We start from the raw sequence: 15,526 nt of genomic DNA, 5'->3' as shown, positions 1-15,526 counted from the left end.
CAGGCCGCGGCAAGCCGGCGTCAGGCAAATATCAAGCAATTATCAAGGGGGAAACTTAACGGGGATAAACGCTGATTGATGCATCCTGATATTAATCAGCGCAAAACTTGGGGTTTTGGTCGAATTCAGAAGCGGGTTAACGCATCAAGGCCACGCTCTTGACCTGGGCGTAGACCTGCTCGCCGCACTGCAGGGCCAGCAAGGCCGCCGATTTGGCGGTGATTTGCGCGAGCATAAAGTCACCGCCCATATCCAGTTTGAGCAACAATTTGGCCGGATCGTGGCTCGGCTCAATCGCCGCCACCTGCACCGGCAGCACATTGATGATGCTGCTCTGCTGCGCCGGTTGCCGGGCCAGGCTGACATCCCGGGCGAGAATCCGGATGCGGGCGCGGTGCCCGATGGGTTTGGCCAGCTGTGAGATGGCCAATTTGCCGCCGGCCACGGCCAGGTAGGTGAGGTGATACTGCCGGTCGTGCTCGACGATCTCCCCGTCCACCACCGCACAAGCTTCGTCCAGGTGCGCCAGGGGCAGGTCGGTGCGGGTGAGCAACTGGTTGAGTGCACCATTGGCCTGGACCCGGCCGTTGTCCAGCAACAGCATATGGTCGGCGATTCGCACCACTTCCTCCGGTGAATGGCTGACATAGATCACCGGTATTTGCAGGCGCTCGTGGATGCTGTCGAGATAGGGCAGGATCTCAGCCTTGCCCTGCAGGTCGAGACTGGCCATGGGTTCATCCATCAGCAACAGTTTTGGACTCGACAACAGGGCGCGGGCGATGGCCGCTCGTTGTCGCTGACCTCCGGACAGTTGCTGCGGGCGCAGCTCCAGCAGGGCCTCTAAATTCAGCAGCTGCACCGCTTCTGCAAACGGAATGCGCCGCTCGGTGGCAGGGGTGCGCTTGAGACCGTAGAGAAGATTGCGCCGGACATCCAGGTGGCTGAACAAGCTGCTCTCCTGGAACACGTAACCCAGTGCCCGCCGGTGTACCGGCAGGTTGATCCCTTCCCCTTGCCAGATCTCACCGTTTACTCGCAGGCGCCCGCTATCGGCCTGCTCCAGCCCGGCGATGCAGCGCAGCAGGGTCGTCTTGCCAGAGCCGGACGGGCCGAACAGGGCGGTTACCCCTCGGGCTGGAATATCGGTCGCCACCTGCAACTGAAAATTGCCGCGGGCCAGGGTAAAGTCCAGTTCGATGGCGCTCATCAACGGCTCGAGTCCCGACCATTAGCTGCTGCCAGCGGCGCCGTGGTCAACGTGTGGCGCCCGGCGGCGCCATTCAGGTAGTGCAGCAGAAACAACACCAAAAATGAAAACACCAGCATGCCGCCGGACAGCAGGTAGGCCTGCTGGTATTCGAGCGCCTCGACGTGGTCGTAGATGGCCACTGACAATACCCGGGTCTCACCGGGGATGTTGCCGCCAATCATCAGGATTACCCCGAACTCGCCAATGGTGTGGGCGAAGCTGAGCACCGCGGCGGTGAGTATCCCCGGCCGCGCCAGCGGCAGTACCACCGTCAGGAAACAATCCAGCGGGCTGGCACGCAGGGTCGCCGCCGCTTCCAGTGGGCGCCGACCAATGGCCTCAAACGCGTTTTGCAGCGGCTGCAGGGCGAAAGGAAAGGAGTAGATGATTGAGGCTATTACCAGCCCGGGAAAGGTAAAGGCGAGGCTGCCGAGCCCCAGTTGCTGGCTCAGTTGGCCCAGGGGTCCATTGCTGCCCAGCAGCATCAGCATATAAAACCCCAGCACCGAGGGCGGCAGTACCAGCGGCAGGGTGGCCAGCGCGGTGAGCGCACTTTTCCAGCGGCGCTGGCGCGAGGTGATAAACCAGGCCAGGGGGATGGCGATCAGCAACAGAATCAGCGTGGTCACGCTGGCCAGTTTGATGGAGAGCCAAACCGGGCTTAAGTCGAGATCGGTTAAGGCAGCGCTCATGCAGTATTGGGTTCCGGGTTGTCGGCGGTTTAGCTGGCCACAATAGCCGCTCGCGGTGGCTGTGAAAAGTACCGGTGTGGCACTGGGAGTCAATCCGGTTGGCAAGTTGGCTGATTTTTTGTCAGTATAGGTCGCGTTGGCCACTGGTTCTCGCGATAGCCACTGGTTGTCGCAACAAGCCCTGATCCTCACAATAGCTTTTAGCTGCAGGGGTGTTGCAGCGGCACAGTATAGCCGCGTCAAATAGATCGCCGCCCTGGCGAGGTCGGGCGATTCTGCGTTTTATAACAGTTTTACCATCGTTATCTTGATGATTTACCCGGTAGAGTCAGGGTTTTTGTTTTGATTTGGCAACCGGGTAAATGGATCGTCCATTACCCTAAAACCTGCAGGAGATTACATCTATGCATTTGCGCAATGCTATTCAGTTGATTTGCTACCCCGATCGCATGGGCAACAACCTGCGGGACCTGAACACGGTGATCGAGAAGCATTTGTCGAAGGCCATCGGCGGTGTGCACATCCTGCCGTTTTACCCGTCCAATGCCGATGGTGGCTTTTCGCCCCTGACCCACAAGGAGGTAGCACCGGAGTTTGGCGACTGGGAAGACATCGAGCGCATCTCGGCCAAGTACGATCTCTGTGTTGACCTGACTGTCAACCATATCTCCGATGAGTCGGAGGAGTTCAAGGATTTTTTACAGCACGGTTACGCCTCAAAGTACGCGGACCTGTTTGTGCACGTGGATAAATTCGGCGAGATCAGTGCCGATGACCTGGCTAAAATTCATATTCGCAAAGAGAAGGAACCGTTTCGTGAGGTGACCTTTGCCGACGGTGGCAAGGGCCGGGTCTGGTGCACCTTTACCGAGCAGCAGATCGATTTGAACTACGAATCCGAGCACGCCTACAAACTGATGGAAGACTATATCGGTTTCCTGGCGGCGCGCGGGGTGAAATTGTTTCGCCTCGACGCCTTTGGCTACACCACCAAGCGCATTGGCACCAGCTGTTTCCTGGTGGAGCCGGAAGTCTATCGCCTGCTGGAGTGGATCAATGAACTGGCCCTGCTGCATGGCGCCAGTTGCCTGCCGGAAGTGCACGATCACACCAGCTACCAGTACGCCATCAGTCGCCGCAATATGCACCCCTACGGATTTGCCCTGCCGCCACTGTTGTTGTATTCACTGCTGGACGCCAACAGTGTGTACCTGAAAAACTGGCTGCGTATGTGCCCGCGCAATCAGGTTACGGTGCTCGATACCCACGACGGGATTTGCATTCCCGATGTCGAGGGGGTGCTGCCAGAGGAGAAGGTAAAAATCCTGATTGATAACATCGACGCCCGCAGCGCCGACCCGATCCTGCGCCGCAGTGCCGCCGACATTCACAGTGTTGGCGCCATCTACCAGATTACCTGCACTTTCTACGACGCGCTGATGCGGAACGACGATGCCTATCTGGCTGCCCGCGCCATCCAGTTTTTCGCGCCGGGTATCCCGCAGGTGTATTACGTAGGCTTGCTGGCCGGTTGCAACGACGAAGAGTTGAAGAATACCACCGGTGAACTGCGCGATATCAATCGCCACTTCTACAGCCTGGAAGAAGTGGATGAGGCCATGGAGCAGCCGGTGGTGCAGCGGCTATTGAAGTTAATGGAGTTTCGCTGCGCCTATCCGGCCTTTGCCGGACGCTTTGAGCTGAACTATTCCAACGACTCCAGTGTCGCCATGGCCTGGCGTCACGGCGATTATTATTGCCACCTGTTTGTGGAACTGAATTTCAACACAGCTACCATTGAGTACCTGGATGAACAGACCCTCGAGCAGAAAAGCTTTCGTTGTTAGTAAATAAAATTGATGAATAATATTGAGTAAAAACTCATAAGCCATAAGAGGAACTCATGCCCACATTGACGAGCCTGGATTACACCATCGTTTTGGTTTACGCCGCCATTGTGATCGGCCTGTGCTGGCGGGTGACTCGCCGCGCCCCGGATATGGACGAATTGTTTTTAGCCGGTCGCAGTTTGGGGCCGGCGGTGATTGGCCTGTCCCTGTTTGCTTCCAATATCTCCTCCACCACCCTGATTGGCTTGCCGGGTGCCGCCTGGGAGTACGGTATCGCGGTGGCCAACTACGAGTGGATGGCGGCACTGGTACTGCTGTTCACGGCCGTATTTGTGGCGCCGGTATTTATCAAGCAGCGCATCACCACGGTGCCGGAAATTCTTGAGCGGCGCTTCGATTCCCGGCTGCGCAAGTACCTCTCCGGTACGTCGTTGTTTTTGAGTATTGTGCTGGATACTGCCGGCAGCTTGTACGCCGGTGCACTGGTGCTGATGCTGTTTGTACCCGGCCTGAGTCTCGGCCCCACCTGTGCAATGATGGCGCTGTTTGCCGGTCTTTATACGGCGGCCGGCGGCCTGCGAGCGGTGGTCTATACCGATGTGTTGCAAGCGCTGGTATTGCTGGTGGGCTCGCTTATCCTCACCATTATTGTGTTTCAGCAGTTCGATTTCAGCTGGACGCAGGTGGTGGAGCGGCTGGATGCCGATCACCTGTCATTGATCCGCCCCCTGGACGACCCGTCCCTGCCGTGGCTGGGCACCCTGATCGGTTTGCCGATCCTCGGGTTTTACTACTGGACCATGAATCAATACGTGGCCCAGCGCCTGCTCGGTGCCAGGAGTGCCGATGCCGCAGCCAAAGGGGCAATGCTGGCGGCGGCGTTGAAACTGTTGCCGCTGTTTATCATGGTGCTGCCCGGCGCCATGGCGGCGGCCCTGTTTACCGACCTGGAGCGTGCGGACACCGTGTTTCCGCGCCTGATCGCGGAGTTTGCCCCGGCCGGCCTGGCGGGCTTGATGGTCGCCGGTTTGCTGGCGGCGATCATGTCCAGTGTCGACTCCACTCTCAACTCGGCGTCGACCCTGCTGATGGTGGATTTTGTGCGCCCCCGTCGCCCCGACCTGAGCCCGCAAACCATGGCTCGCTGGGGGCGTTACAGCACCATTGGACTGATGATTTTTGCCGCCCTCTGGGCGCCGGCCATCGACAGCTTCCCGGGCCTGTTTGCCTATCTGCAGCAGACCTTTTCCTATGTGGTGCCGCCGCTGGTGGCGGCCTTTGCGGTGGGTTTTTGCAGCAAGCGGGTGGGGGCCTGGGCGGCATTGCGCGGCGTGATAATTGGCCACCTGGTGTCGCTGGTTACGTTCGTCGCCGCGCAACTGGGTTGGCACAGCGTGCATTTCAGCATCGTCGCCGGCCTGTTGTTTTTCTTTACCTTAGCGGTGATTGTGCTGCTGCAGTATGTGCCAGGGGCGGGCATGGCGTCATCAGCACAGGTGGCCGTGGTCGCCCAGGGCCAGGGGGCCAGGGTCAGTGCCCGGGCCAGACTGGGTATTGCCCTGGTGACCGCCATGACGGTGTTGCTGGTGATTGCCTTCTGGTAGTGCTGCGTGGGCTGGAAACAGCGGCCAAGCGGGTTGTTGGGGCGGTTAAACAGGGTTTTCGGCCACCCGAATTTTGTTTTAATACAGCCGGGTTTAACACTGGCGGTCGGTGGTCAGGGCCAGTTGATCCAGTTCCAGGTCGCTAGTGGCGTAGGCGATGCAGGGCAGGATATAACCGGCGGCGATGTCCTTTTGCCACAGGCCAAACGGCTGGCGCGCATGGTAGGTTATGGTGCCGCTGAGCAAATGACAGCGGCAGACCCCGCAGGCGCCGTTGCGGCAGGCCTTGCGCACCGGCAGCTCAAGCCTGTGCATGAGGTTGAGGAGGGTGAGTTCGCCGCGATCGCTGACCCTGTGCCTGGTATCATCCAGTCTCAGGGTAATAGAGTAAGCTGGCATAGGTGCCTCTGGGCGGGCAATCGTGTGCCCGGTCTAGTGTGACCGGGCTTTAGTCCATGCGATAGACACTGTAGCCATTGGCGGTGAGCACGATATCGTCGTCGCGTACCTTGCCTTTGAACTTGGTGCCAGAGGCTTTATCTTTGCCCTTGAATTTCTTGCCGTCGATTTCTATTTCAATCTTGATGTCGTTTTTCTTGTCCCGGAGGTTATTCAGCGGCCCGGTGATGTGGTATTCCTTCTTGCGATGCTTGACGTCGACCATGCCGTCGGCCACGGTGCCGTTGATGACCACCCGCGCTTCTTTGCCACAGTCGTAGAGCGTAAAATCTTTTTTACCGGTAATGGCAGCGCCGGCGATGTAGGCGATACAAGCTTTAATGCTGCTTTTCATGGTGATTCCCAAGCTGTTGAGTCTGGATTGCGGCTGGTGGGTTCGCTCTTTTAGGGCAGTCGGGTGCGAGAAGTGGCACGGAGTTGCTCTATGGTCTGGCGCTAAATTCTTTGCCGGGCCAAGATTCTACGGTAACCACTGCGTACACTTCAACTGTCATATATCTGTCACGCCCAAGCCGCGGCCTCTCGGGGCTGGATGCGGTGGTCGCCGGGGTTGCTCAGGGGGCTTTTCGCCGTTGCAAAAAGTGACGCAAACCCAGGCTTAACAGGCTGCAGGTGAGCATAATTGCGGCCATGGGTAGCGGTGTGCCGTCACCCAGCAAGCCCACTGCCGTGCCGCTCAGGGCGCCGGCCATGAAACCGCTGGCTCCCAGCAGAGCGGTGGCGGTGGCACTGTTGCGGGGGAAATACTCGATAGCCGATGAGGTGGCATTGGAGACGATCAGGGCCTGGCAGCAGAAGAATGCCACCATCATGCAGACCACAGGGGCCAATTGCGGCGTGTCGCTCAGGCTCACATAGGCAAACAGCAGGGCGCAGTTGAGTAATTGCAGGTATTGGCCCAGCTTCAGGATCCAGCTGGGTTGCAAGGAGCGCAGCAACCGCACATTGACCCGGTTGAATATCATTAGTCCCAGCACATTGGCGCCGAACAAAAACGGATACAGGGCCGTGCTGGCGCCAAAGTAATCGATATATAACAGCGGTGAAGCGGTAATAAAGGCGAACATGCTGGCGTAACTCAGGCTCAGCGTAGCGACGTAGCCCATGGCGTGGCGATGGCTGATGACCTGCCAGTAGCGATTCAGGGCACTGGGTCGCTCCAGCTGCACGGCGCGAGTTTCCGGCAGGCGCCAGGCGATCACCAGGCCGATCAGCGCGCAATAGATAAACAGAAAAACGAAGATGCCGCGCCAGTCGGTTAGCTGCAGGATTGCGGTGCCGATCATCGGCGCCAGCAATGGCGCCAGCATCATGATGATGGCCATGTGGGACAGGTTGCGAGCGCTTTCCAGGCCGCTACTCAGGTCGCGGATAATGGCGTTGGGATTGACCACGGCCAGGCCGCCGCCAAACGCCTGCAGCACGCGAAAGAGCCACAGGCTTTCGATGTTGGGGCTGAAGATAATCCCCAGGGTTCCGAGCAGGAATATGCCCAGGCCGACAGAAATCGATATGCGCCGGCCTATATGGTCGGAAAAAGGACCGCCCACCAACTGACCCACGGCGAAGCCGGCCAGGAACAGGCTCAGGGATAATTCCACATCGTGAATGGATACTCCGTAACTGGTGGCCATGGCCGGCAGGGCCGGCAGGTAGGCATCAATTGCCAGCGGTGCCGTAGCCAACAAGCCGGCGAGGATCAGTATCTGCGCCAGGGTAATGGATTTGCTCGGTTGTGTGTTGGTCATTAGGTCCTTTGGCATGGGCTAGCGGTTGTCTGTTCGACGGGAGCGCCTGGCAACCACCGGCTCCGTGTCCTTTGCTTTTGCATTTTGGGGCTACAGTCGCGGGGCTCGGGCAGCAGGCTGCAGACGCTTGATTGGCCGGCGCTGCAGTGGCGAGCTTAGGCGGCAAAGTTTAACGATTTTTCCGCGCGATTGCCGGGTAGTTTGCACTTTTTATCATAGGGCGGATTGTCACTTGTGATTATTGCTAAAGGTGGCTGCCAAGCCGCGGTAAACTTGCACCTTTCAGTGCTTTGCCCGGGAGAAATATAATCTGCCGGCCTCAACCAGGGAAATAACACAATGCACAACAGGTATGCATACCATGATCGTTCGTAGCATTAGAGCCCGCGCAAGCCGTGCCGCTATCGCCCTATTGTGCGGCCTGCTGGGCCTGTCCGCCTGCAGTGAGCTCAGCGCCACTGGTTCGCCAACATCAACATCAACCTCCTTATCGGTGCCAGCGTCCGTACTGGCCGAGACGAGCGGTACGCCACCGGCGCGGCTGTTTTTGCAACAGGTCACCAGCAGCAGCGCCATTATCAAATGGCGGGGGCCGGCCGCAGAGGCCTGCCTCTATGCCGCCGCAGGGGGCAAAATCCGTTGCCAGGCTGCGCTGGAAACAGCGTCTGAGCATCGTGAGGTTCGCTTTGTCGGGCTGTCGGCGGATCGCCAGTATGGCTACTCGGTGGGTACTTATCGCGGGCCGGAGTTACGCTTTCGCACCGCGCCTCGCAGCGGGCAGCTACCTGCAGATGGCACGTTGCGACTCTGGTTACTGGGTGACTCCGGTACCGCCAGTGTGCGCAACGGCGCCGGTCTTCCCAAGTACCCGGGCAAGGCGCAAGCGGTTATGGAGGGGTTTCTCGCCTACAACCGCGACCGCAGTGACGATCCGCTGGACATGATTCTGTTACTCGGCGACAACGCCTATCCCGCCGGTACTGATCGGGAGTGGCAGCTGGCGCTGTTCGACCTGTATGGCCCGCTCCTGTACCAGAGTTCGCTGTGGCCGACCATTGGCAATCACGAGATGGGCTATGGCGAGATCGACTACCCCGGCTACGGCAGGGTCACCTGGAGCGGGGTCAGTACTTCGGCCTCGGCCGACAGCTTCTGGACTCCGCAGCAGCGCGCACCGCAGAGGATGCCCTACCTGGATATCTTTACCCTGCCGGCAGCGGCAGAGGCCGGGGGGGTAGCTAGCGGTACCGAGCAGTATTACGCCTTTGACTATGGCAATGTGCATGTGGTCAGCCTCGACTCCCAGTTGTCGGCGCGGGATGCCAGCCAGCGCGAGGCCATGCGGCAATGGTTGGTCGCGGACCTGGCTGCCAATGAGTTGGACTGGACCATCGTCATCTTTCATCACCCACCCTACACCAAGGGCAGTCATGACTCCGACACCGAAGCGACGAGGCGAGTGGGCTATGACCAGCCGATTCTCGATATGCGGCGGGAATTCACGCCGGTATTCGAGGACTACGGTGTGGACCTGGTGTACAGCGGCCACAGCCATTCCTACGAGCGCTCCTGGTATTTGCACGGCCATCGCGGTGATGCCGATTCGTTTCGGCCCGAGTTGCACGCCGAGTTAAATGCCGACGGAGAGCCCGCGACCGGCAGGGGTGAGCAGTTTTACTCGCAGGTCAGCCCCGCCAGCCAGGCGGACGACAAGGTGGTTTATACCGTTGCCGGCAGCTCCGGCAAGCTCTCCCTCGGCAAGGGCAAGCTCGATCATCCGGCCCACGCCATGCAGCCGCGCGACCCGCAGTTGCGCCACGGCCTGGCGCAGCTGGGCTCGGTGGTCATCGATGTCGGCCGCTCGGTGTTGACGGCGCGTTTTATCAACGATCAGGGTGAGGTGCTGGACAGTGTTTCTATCAGGCGCTAGAGCTGCAGCACTGGGGCTCGGGTGCTTAGCGCTGCTGGCGCCCCTGTGGCTCTGGGCTCACCCGGGCAGCGAGCTGAGCCTGCACTATTTGAGCGGACAAATTGCTGCGGCGCCGGCCCAGCACCTGTATTTGCAGCGCGCGAGCCTGCTGATCGAGGTTGGGGATTTCAGTGCCGCCAGAGCCGATATCGATGCCGCCAAAGCCCTCGGCGATCCGCGCCAGGTGGCTTATGTACAGGGGCTGCTGCTGTTCCAAAGCGGTCAGGCGGCAGCGGCCATCGAGCAGTTTAGCGATTATTTGCAGTCCCATCCCGGCGCGCTGCCCGCCCTCGAAGCGAGGGCCCGAGCCTGGCAGCAGGTGGGCGAGGCGGAGCGAGCACTGGGAGATTACCGCCAGTTTTTAGCCGGCTCAGCGGCGCCGGCCCCGGGACAATACCTGGCGCTGGCGGCGCTGGCCGAGGAGAGCAATAAACCGGAGTTGGCGCTGGCGCTGCTCGATCAGGGTATGGCTCGGTTGGGAATGAACATCAACCTGCAGCGCGCCGCCATCGCCCTTGCGCTCAGTAACCAGCAGTGGGCGGCCGCGATCCGGCGCCAGCAGTTGTTGGGCGAGACCATGAAGCACAGCCCCCTGTGGCAACTGCAGCTGGCTGAGTTGTACGTGCAGGCCGGGCATTGCGATCGGGCGCAGGCGTTAGTGCAGGAAATGCAGGCAGGGTTGCAGCGGCGCAGAGTAACGCCGGCCTTGCAGCGTTTGCAGGCCCGCGGTGAGGCACTAAAGAGCTGCCGCTCCCGGACGGGTATACCAGCATGAATCCGACCATAAATTTAGTCGTGAAGCCGGCAGTGAGTGCAGTTGTGAGCCCGGTTACTGGCAAAGCTATTCATTCCGCGGGTCGGCGGGCGCTGCAGCCAGCGCAACAACCCGGATGGCTAAGCTGGCTGGCGGTATTCGGCCTGCTGCTGGTGTGTGGCAGTGCGCGAGCGGACCTGCTCTGTTTCAGTTTGGCGGAGAATTACTACGAACAGGTCTATTGCGAACTGCAAGCGCTGGGCAAAAGCCAGGGCTTGCCGGCCTGGCGAGACTTCAGGAATAACGACGAAGTGACCCAGGCGCTGCTGCTGCAGCGACCGGCGCGGCGCGCGGGTATCATTATCCAGCCACCGCGCTCCGGCGCTCGAGCGCCAGCGGAGCGCGCGCCCACGGTGGCCGCCGGGCAGCGGCCAAGTTCTCCGCAGCAAGCCTCGCAACAAGACTCACAGCTTGGTTCACAGCAAGACTCACAACAATTCAGGCAGCAGCCCCCGCAAGCACCTTTGCCAACCGCGCCGCCAAACCCGGCCGCCGGGAGCGATACCAGCGCGGAGCTCGGCAATAGAATCGACGCCGGGCTCGACCATGGGCTGCACGGCTGCAGCTGGCAAGCGGCGCACATCGTCTGCGCTGGGGAGGTGTTCCGCTTCGCCGCGAATCGACGCAATGATGCCCTGGCCGCAGCAGCCCTCAGTGAGGCCAACAGTATGGATTTGCCGGCGTTTAGCGGCAATATAGAGGATGCCAGCGAAGTGCAGCGTTACCTGGAGGCCGCCTTTGTCCGCTATGTGCACAAGATGATCGAGATCGGGTTGGCGGAATCGACCCTCAGCTTCGCCAAGTTCCAGTATATTTTTTACGACATCAGTGCCCGGGGAGTGAGCTTTAGCCGCCGCTTTGACACCATGTACAAATACCTCAAGCGCGACAAGGCGCGCCTGCAGGTGGCCATCTCCCAGGGGCCCGGTGCGTCGCTCAAGCTTGCTGCCTGTCAGCGCCGGGGCGCCACTTTGGTAAGCTGTGTGGTGGCCAACAAGCACTATGTCTTTGTAACAAGCACTATGTCTTTGTAAAAGGATGAAGCGTAAAAGCCTGAATGGTGGCCGGATCATCAGGTTGGCAGCGTGAAAGCGTGACGCTATCGAGTGTGGCGGTATCAATATTTAACGGTAGGAATGTTTAGCGGTGCGAAAGGCACGAAAGAGTAGCGGTGCGAGAGTAAAGCGACCGGAAAGCGTGGCAGCATTAAGGATTAAAAGCGCCGGCTTGCATCACTGCCAGCGGGCGAACAATGCTACTCTGCCCGCTCCAGGCCCGGGCTGAGCTCGGACACACCGATCTCCACATACAGTGGTCCGTAGTAATCACTCACCAACTGTCGCTGCCACCAGTTGCCTGACTTGCTGCGCTCGGACCAGTCTGTAAACCGGTAGCGAAACAGGCGTGCCCGCAGGTAGCGTGGCGCGGTGTCGGCAAACGGGTTGTGAGCCATTAGGCCGGTGACCGGTTGGGCGTTGAACAGCAGGTTGAGCATTAGCGGGCGCAGCCAGGGGGGATGGCGGACGCTGTCCTGGGCGGCAAACCACAGTTGCCAGTCCAGTCGCGGCTGGTGGGGAATATTCCAGCCCGGTGCCCGGTCGACAGCGCCGGGCTTGAACGGCAATTCATAGGCCTGCCACTGCTGCCCGTCCAGCGAGCCCTCGATAACGATTTCCAGCCGCTCGGTGGTCATGTTGGCAAACAGGCCGTAGGCATTGACCCAGTGCCAGGGCTCGGTGACCCGGGCCACGGCGTAGATCGCGGCGGGTGTTGTTGGGCGCTGCAATCCCAGCCACAGCCAGACCCCGTTGAGGCTGAACAGCAACAGGCTGACAGTGGTGATAGCCGCCAGCCGCCAGCGGCCGGTCGGGGGTTGGCGCTCAGCAGCGGCCAGCGGGATCGGCAGCCAGCGCAGGCTGTGGTCATCGAACAGGAACAGGCACAGCACCAGAGTGAGCAGGTTAAAAAAGTTGTAGTTGCCGGTCAGCAGGATCGCCAGTTGCAGCAGGATCAGGCCCCAGGCCGCCCACTGGCGCGGGCGCCGTGGCAGGAAAAACAGCCACGGCAGGACCAGTTCAATGACCAGTGCCAGCGCGGTGGCCACTTGCAGCAACGTCTCCGGCAACTGGTGGGCATACCAGGCCAGTGGTGAGGGCAGGGGTTGGGTTTGAAAGTGAAATTGGAGGGCGCTGAGGTTGGCCCAGCTGGGGTCGCCGCTGAGCAGCTTGACCGCGCCGGCGAGAAACACGAAGCGAAACAGCAGGCAGCGAAACAGCCAGATTACCGGTTTATGGCCGCGGCCGAGGAATATTGCCAGGAACCCGGTTTCCAGCAGCAACAGGTCCCACTGGTACTGCATAAAGACCTGGCCTCCGTGCAGCAGCGACAGGTAGGCGAGGTAGAGAAATACCAGGCAGGGTAGCACCAGCCGGTTGAGCAGCAACAGCAAGCTGGCCAGCAGGCCCGCCAGGCACAGCCCTTCGATGGCCAGGTCCGAGGTTTGCCACCAGAACAGGGTGGGCAACTGCCAGAAACCGAGGTCGCGAGCCTGGGCGAGAAATTCCGGCAGCGGCAACAGGCCGTTGCTGCCGATCAAAGCCAGCGCTTGGCGGTAGAAGGAGAAAAAGGCGGCAAAGTAGAGCAGTGCCAACAGGCGCAGGAATAGCCAGCTGACACGCTGGTATCGATCCGGGTAAAGCTCCTTGCCCCAGAAGAACTTTTGCGCGGCAAAGGCCGGACCGCGGTGGGCTGCGACCAGGTTGTAAATACGCTCGCTGAGCGGGGCGAAGCCGGGCAGGTGGCTATACAGCCACCACCAATAACCCTGGCCGGCTATTTTGCGCTGCACCTGGAAGGCGGCCGCCGCTCCCTGGTAGCGTCGCCCCTGTTTATCGAAGTACTGGATATGCTGTTGGAACTGCTGGGTATCCAGCTGCGGGTAGTCGCCGGCGGCCTGCTGGTAGGGGCGGTAGTGAACCTGTCCGGCACTTAGCTGCGACCAGTAGTTGATCCAGCTGCAGCAAAAGCGACATTCACCATCGTAGACAAGAACGGGTTGTCGGCTCATAGACTCGACTATAAACCAAAAACCGGTTGCGCAAGGCTATCTAATTAGCCCCCGAAGCCAGACCAACCTCAGTACCAGCTGCACGACGCATTGATTTAGTGGTGATTAGAAAAGGTCATATAAGTTGCTGTTTTCGGTTGCAGGACAGCTTCAAGCCGGATTAAGGCAAGCGCAGATTCTTTTCCAGTTTTTTGCGAAAGGTGCGAATGCGATCGGCGTTGACGCCAACATCGGATTTACCCACCCGCGACTTGGAGCGCACATCCACCAGGGTCTGGTCATCGGCGGCGCGAATACGCACCACTACATCGTCCTTAAAGCCAAACCAGCGCGTGGTGTCGGTGGCCTCGATGCGGCCGTCCTCAGCGTCGGCGGCGACCAGCTGCCAGCCCAGTTGCTGCACCGCCAGGTTGGCGGCGGCGAAGACCTGGTCTGAGGGTACAGGCAGGCGCATGGTCTGGATATCGGGATAGGCCTGGCGCTGGGCCTCGGCATTGACGGCGTAATCGTAACCCACCGGGTTGGGTGCGGACTGTCGCAGGGGGACAATGGCCACGAAGGCCGGTGGGTCAGCGGGGTCGGTGGTGATGTCGTGAATGCGCGGCAAGTCGCGGGCTTTCAGCAGCCACTGGCCGGGCATGGCCAGGGCCACGCCGCCACCGATCAGTGCTATAAGGGCCAGGGCGGTGAAGTGGCCGGATTTACGCCGCAGCGACAGCCCGCCGGCAATCAGCCCCAGCAGCATTGCCGCCGCCCCCAGCCAGGCGCCCCAGCGCAGCATGGCGAAGGCGGTGCCCAGTGGCCACCACTGCCAGCGATAGCCGAAACCACTGGCGGTTAGCAGTGCCAGCGCGATAAAGGCCGCCAGCAGGGCGACGAGGGCGCTGCGGCGCGGCCAGGTGTAGGTTGGAGCAAGCTGTTCAGGCATAAGGTAGTCCCGGGATTATACCGCCATCGGGGGCGTTAAGTCGGCGCGATTGGGTAGTAGCTAAGTTGCCACTATAACCTGCAAAGATCAATGCTGCAGCGTGGCTGCGAGCCGCGAGCGGGTTAGCGGCCGCTGGGTTTGGTACAGGCTTGCAGACCCTGCGGGTGAGACCGGCAAGCCCACAGCTGCGCCGGGGTCGCCCGTAGCGAGGGCAAGATTGCCCTGCGCTTGAAGATGAGGGGCTCTGCAGTTGCCTGGCTCCGGGCGTGTCGGGCGCCACGAATACACAGCAGCCCCAGGCAGAGTTAGCCTGTTAGAAGGAGTAGCGAATGCCTACTGACCAGCTGTCGAGGTCGCCGTCCAACTCCCATTCGTCATCGCCGGAGTCGTTCAGGTCGATGCGCTGGTATTCCGCAAGTGCACTCCAACTGTCGTTGAGGCGAAATTCGGCGCCCACACTCAGGGCAATATCCTCGCCGTTAAAGCTTTGCAGTTCGCCCTCGCCCGGCACATTTAATTCGGCATCCCAGAACGCCAGGCCGAATTTACCGTACAGGTTCATAAAACCGGTTACCGGAATAATTCCAACCAGGGATACGACGAACGCGCTGCCCTGGAATTCAACGATGCCAATACCGGGCACTGGCGCGTCTGAATGGATGTCACCGATATCGGCGTAACTGCCTTCGATACCCCAGTTTTTGTTGAACTGCCAGCCCAGGGCGCCACTGATGTAATCGCCCTCGTCAAATCCCTTCTCGCCCGTGTCGGTCTTGCCAACTGCGACGGTCACATAAGACCGCTCCGACTCGCTGGGGCTGTAGGGGCCTGCATAAGTGGCTGCTGAGGCAAGTGCGAGAAGGGTTGTTGCGACTATTTTGGTGCCGTTACTCATGGAAATTTCCTTGTCTGTTTTCCTGGATGTGCCCGATTCATTGGTGCTGTTGTAGCAAGCGTCTGTTGCCGCAACAGTATGATTGCAATTGTTTGTTCTGCGGTTGGTTGCTACCGCCACAATAATTGTAGGCTATGTGACCGCTGCGCAATGCACTAGTGACGGTGAGCGGGCCCGAGGCTATCGGACTGCTGCCAGGGACCAGCGCAGCAGAGTAGCTTGCCGAAATGGAATCGACAATGCTTTTT

The 15,526-nt window shown here is 60.0% G+C and carries 13 protein-coding genes; 5 read left to right on the top strand and 8 right to left on the bottom strand.

Features of this window, described 5'->3' with window-relative positions; genetic code table 11:
• Positions 1–136 precede the first annotated feature (136 nt).
• Both modC and modB read right to left on the bottom strand, forming a co-directional pair.
• Entirely contained in the window at positions 137–1,210 is a 1,074-nt protein-coding gene (gene modC, locus G8764_RS14435) for a molybdenum ABC transporter ATP-binding protein (protein ID WP_166165366.1), read from the bottom strand.
• The gene (modB, locus tag G8764_RS14430; protein WP_166165365.1) at positions 1,210–1,944 is read right to left on the bottom strand and encodes a molybdate ABC transporter permease subunit; all 735 of its coding nucleotides are present in this window, start codon (positions 1,942–1,944) and stop codon (positions 1,210–1,212) included. The genes modC and modB overlap by 1 nt, the downstream gene beginning before the upstream one ends.
• A gap of 404 nt (positions 1,945–2,348) precedes the next feature.
• Here modB and gtfA point away from each other — a divergent pair, with 404 nt between their 5' ends.
• Both gtfA and G8764_RS14420 read left to right on the top strand, forming a co-directional pair.
• Complete coding sequence (gtfA, locus tag G8764_RS14425) at positions 2,349–3,791, top strand: sucrose phosphorylase (protein ID WP_166165364.1); 1,443 nt, start codon at positions 2,349–2,351, stop codon at positions 3,789–3,791.
• A gap of 56 nt (positions 3,792–3,847) precedes the next feature.
• Positions 3,848–5,398, top strand: a complete 1,551-nt coding sequence (locus G8764_RS14420) for a sodium:solute symporter family transporter (protein WP_166165363.1) — start codon at positions 3,848–3,850, stop codon at positions 5,396–5,398.
• A 93-nt stretch (positions 5,399–5,491) separates the two neighbouring features.
• On the opposite strand, the gene G8764_RS14415 is transcribed toward G8764_RS14420, so the two are convergent.
• From G8764_RS14415 to G8764_RS14405, 3 genes are all read right to left on the bottom strand, one after another.
• On the bottom strand, positions 5,492–5,797 hold the full coding sequence (locus G8764_RS14415; protein ID WP_166165362.1) for a 2Fe-2S iron-sulfur cluster-binding protein: 306 nt from the start codon (positions 5,795–5,797) through the stop codon (positions 5,492–5,494).
• Between the two features lie 49 nt (positions 5,798–5,846).
• Positions 5,847–6,191: a hypothetical protein gene (locus G8764_RS14410; RefSeq protein WP_166165361.1), complete on the bottom strand. Its 345-nt coding sequence runs from the start codon at positions 6,189–6,191 to the stop codon at positions 5,847–5,849.
• Between the two features lie 220 nt (positions 6,192–6,411).
• Positions 6,412–7,605 carry a multidrug effflux MFS transporter gene (locus G8764_RS14405; protein ID WP_207951898.1) on the bottom strand — a complete coding sequence of 398 codons (1,194 nt, stop codon included), beginning with the start codon at positions 7,603–7,605 and terminating at the stop codon, positions 6,412–6,414.
• A 361-nt stretch (positions 7,606–7,966) separates the two neighbouring features.
• Between G8764_RS14405 and G8764_RS14400 the strand changes: the two genes are divergently transcribed.
• Genes G8764_RS14400 through G8764_RS14390 form a run of 3 tightly spaced genes read left to right on the top strand, consistent with a single transcriptional unit; the run spans position 7,967 to position 11,422 of the window.
• On the top strand, positions 7,967–9,535 hold the full coding sequence (locus G8764_RS14400; protein WP_166165359.1) for a metallophosphoesterase family protein: 1,569 nt from the start codon (positions 7,967–7,969) through the stop codon (positions 9,533–9,535).
• Complete coding sequence (locus tag G8764_RS14395; protein ID WP_166165358.1) at positions 9,516–10,349, top strand: tetratricopeptide repeat protein; 834 nt, start codon at positions 9,516–9,518, stop codon at positions 10,347–10,349. The genes G8764_RS14400 and G8764_RS14395 overlap by 20 nt, the downstream gene beginning before the upstream one ends.
• Positions 10,350–10,381: 32 nt before the next feature.
• Positions 10,382–11,422, top strand: coding sequence for a hypothetical protein (locus tag G8764_RS14390; RefSeq protein ID WP_166165269.1), 1,041 nt, complete (start codon positions 10,382–10,384; stop codon positions 11,420–11,422).
• A gap of 221 nt (positions 11,423–11,643) precedes the next feature.
• Here G8764_RS14390 and G8764_RS14385 read toward each other — a convergent pair whose 3' ends face one another.
• From G8764_RS14385 to G8764_RS14375, 3 genes are all read right to left on the bottom strand, one after another.
• Positions 11,644–13,455, bottom strand: a complete 1,812-nt coding sequence (locus G8764_RS14385; RefSeq protein WP_166165357.1) for a lipase maturation factor family protein — start codon at positions 13,453–13,455, stop codon at positions 11,644–11,646.
• Positions 13,456–13,615: 160 nt separating this feature from the next.
• Positions 13,616–14,383, bottom strand: coding sequence for a DUF1499 domain-containing protein (locus tag G8764_RS14380; protein WP_166165356.1), 768 nt, complete (start codon positions 14,381–14,383; stop codon positions 13,616–13,618).
• Positions 14,384–14,696: 313 nt separating this feature from the next.
• Positions 14,697–15,278, bottom strand: a complete 582-nt coding sequence (locus tag G8764_RS14375; protein ID WP_166165355.1) for a porin family protein — start codon at positions 15,276–15,278, stop codon at positions 14,697–14,699.
• Positions 15,279–15,526: the final 248 nt, after the last annotated feature.

The sequence above is a fragment of the Pseudomaricurvus alcaniphilus genome, from assembly GCF_011440395.1.
GTDB classification, from domain to species: Bacteria; Pseudomonadota; Gammaproteobacteria; order Pseudomonadales; family Cellvibrionaceae; genus Pseudomaricurvus; species Pseudomaricurvus alcaniphilus.
This window is presented reverse-complemented; position numbering and strand designations above follow the sequence as displayed.

Coding starts and splice junctions, on each gene's coding strand:
- modC (WP_166165366.1), bottom strand. CDS start 1,210: ATGAGCGCCATCGAACTGGACTTTACCCTGGCCCGCGGCAATTTTCAG.
- modB (WP_166165365.1), bottom strand. CDS start 1,944: ATGAGCGCTGCCTTAACCGATCTCGACTTAAGCCCGGTTTGGCTCTCC.
- gtfA (WP_166165364.1), top strand. CDS start 2,349: ATGCATTTGCGCAATGCTATTCAGTTGATTTGCTACCCCGATCGCATG.
- G8764_RS14420 (WP_166165363.1), top strand. CDS start 3,848: ATGCCCACATTGACGAGCCTGGATTACACCATCGTTTTGGTTTACGCC.
- G8764_RS14415 (WP_166165362.1), bottom strand. CDS start 5,797: ATGCCAGCTTACTCTATTACCCTGAGACTGGATGATACCAGGCACAGG.
- G8764_RS14410 (WP_166165361.1), bottom strand. CDS start 6,191: ATGAAAAGCAGCATTAAAGCTTGTATCGCCTACATCGCCGGCGCTGCC.
- G8764_RS14405 (WP_207951898.1), bottom strand. CDS start 7,605: ATGACCAACACACAACCGAGCAAATCCATTACCCTGGCGCAGATACTG.
- G8764_RS14400 (WP_166165359.1), top strand. CDS start 7,967: ATGATCGTTCGTAGCATTAGAGCCCGCGCAAGCCGTGCCGCTATCGCC.
- G8764_RS14385 (WP_166165357.1), bottom strand. CDS start 13,455: ATGAGCCGACAACCCGTTCTTGTCTACGATGGTGAATGTCGCTTTTGC.
- G8764_RS14380 (WP_166165356.1), bottom strand. CDS start 14,383: ATGCCTGAACAGCTTGCTCCAACCTACACCTGGCCGCGCCGCAGCGCC.
- G8764_RS14375 (WP_166165355.1), bottom strand. CDS start 15,278: ATGAGTAACGGCACCAAAATAGTCGCAACAACCCTTCTCGCACTTGCC.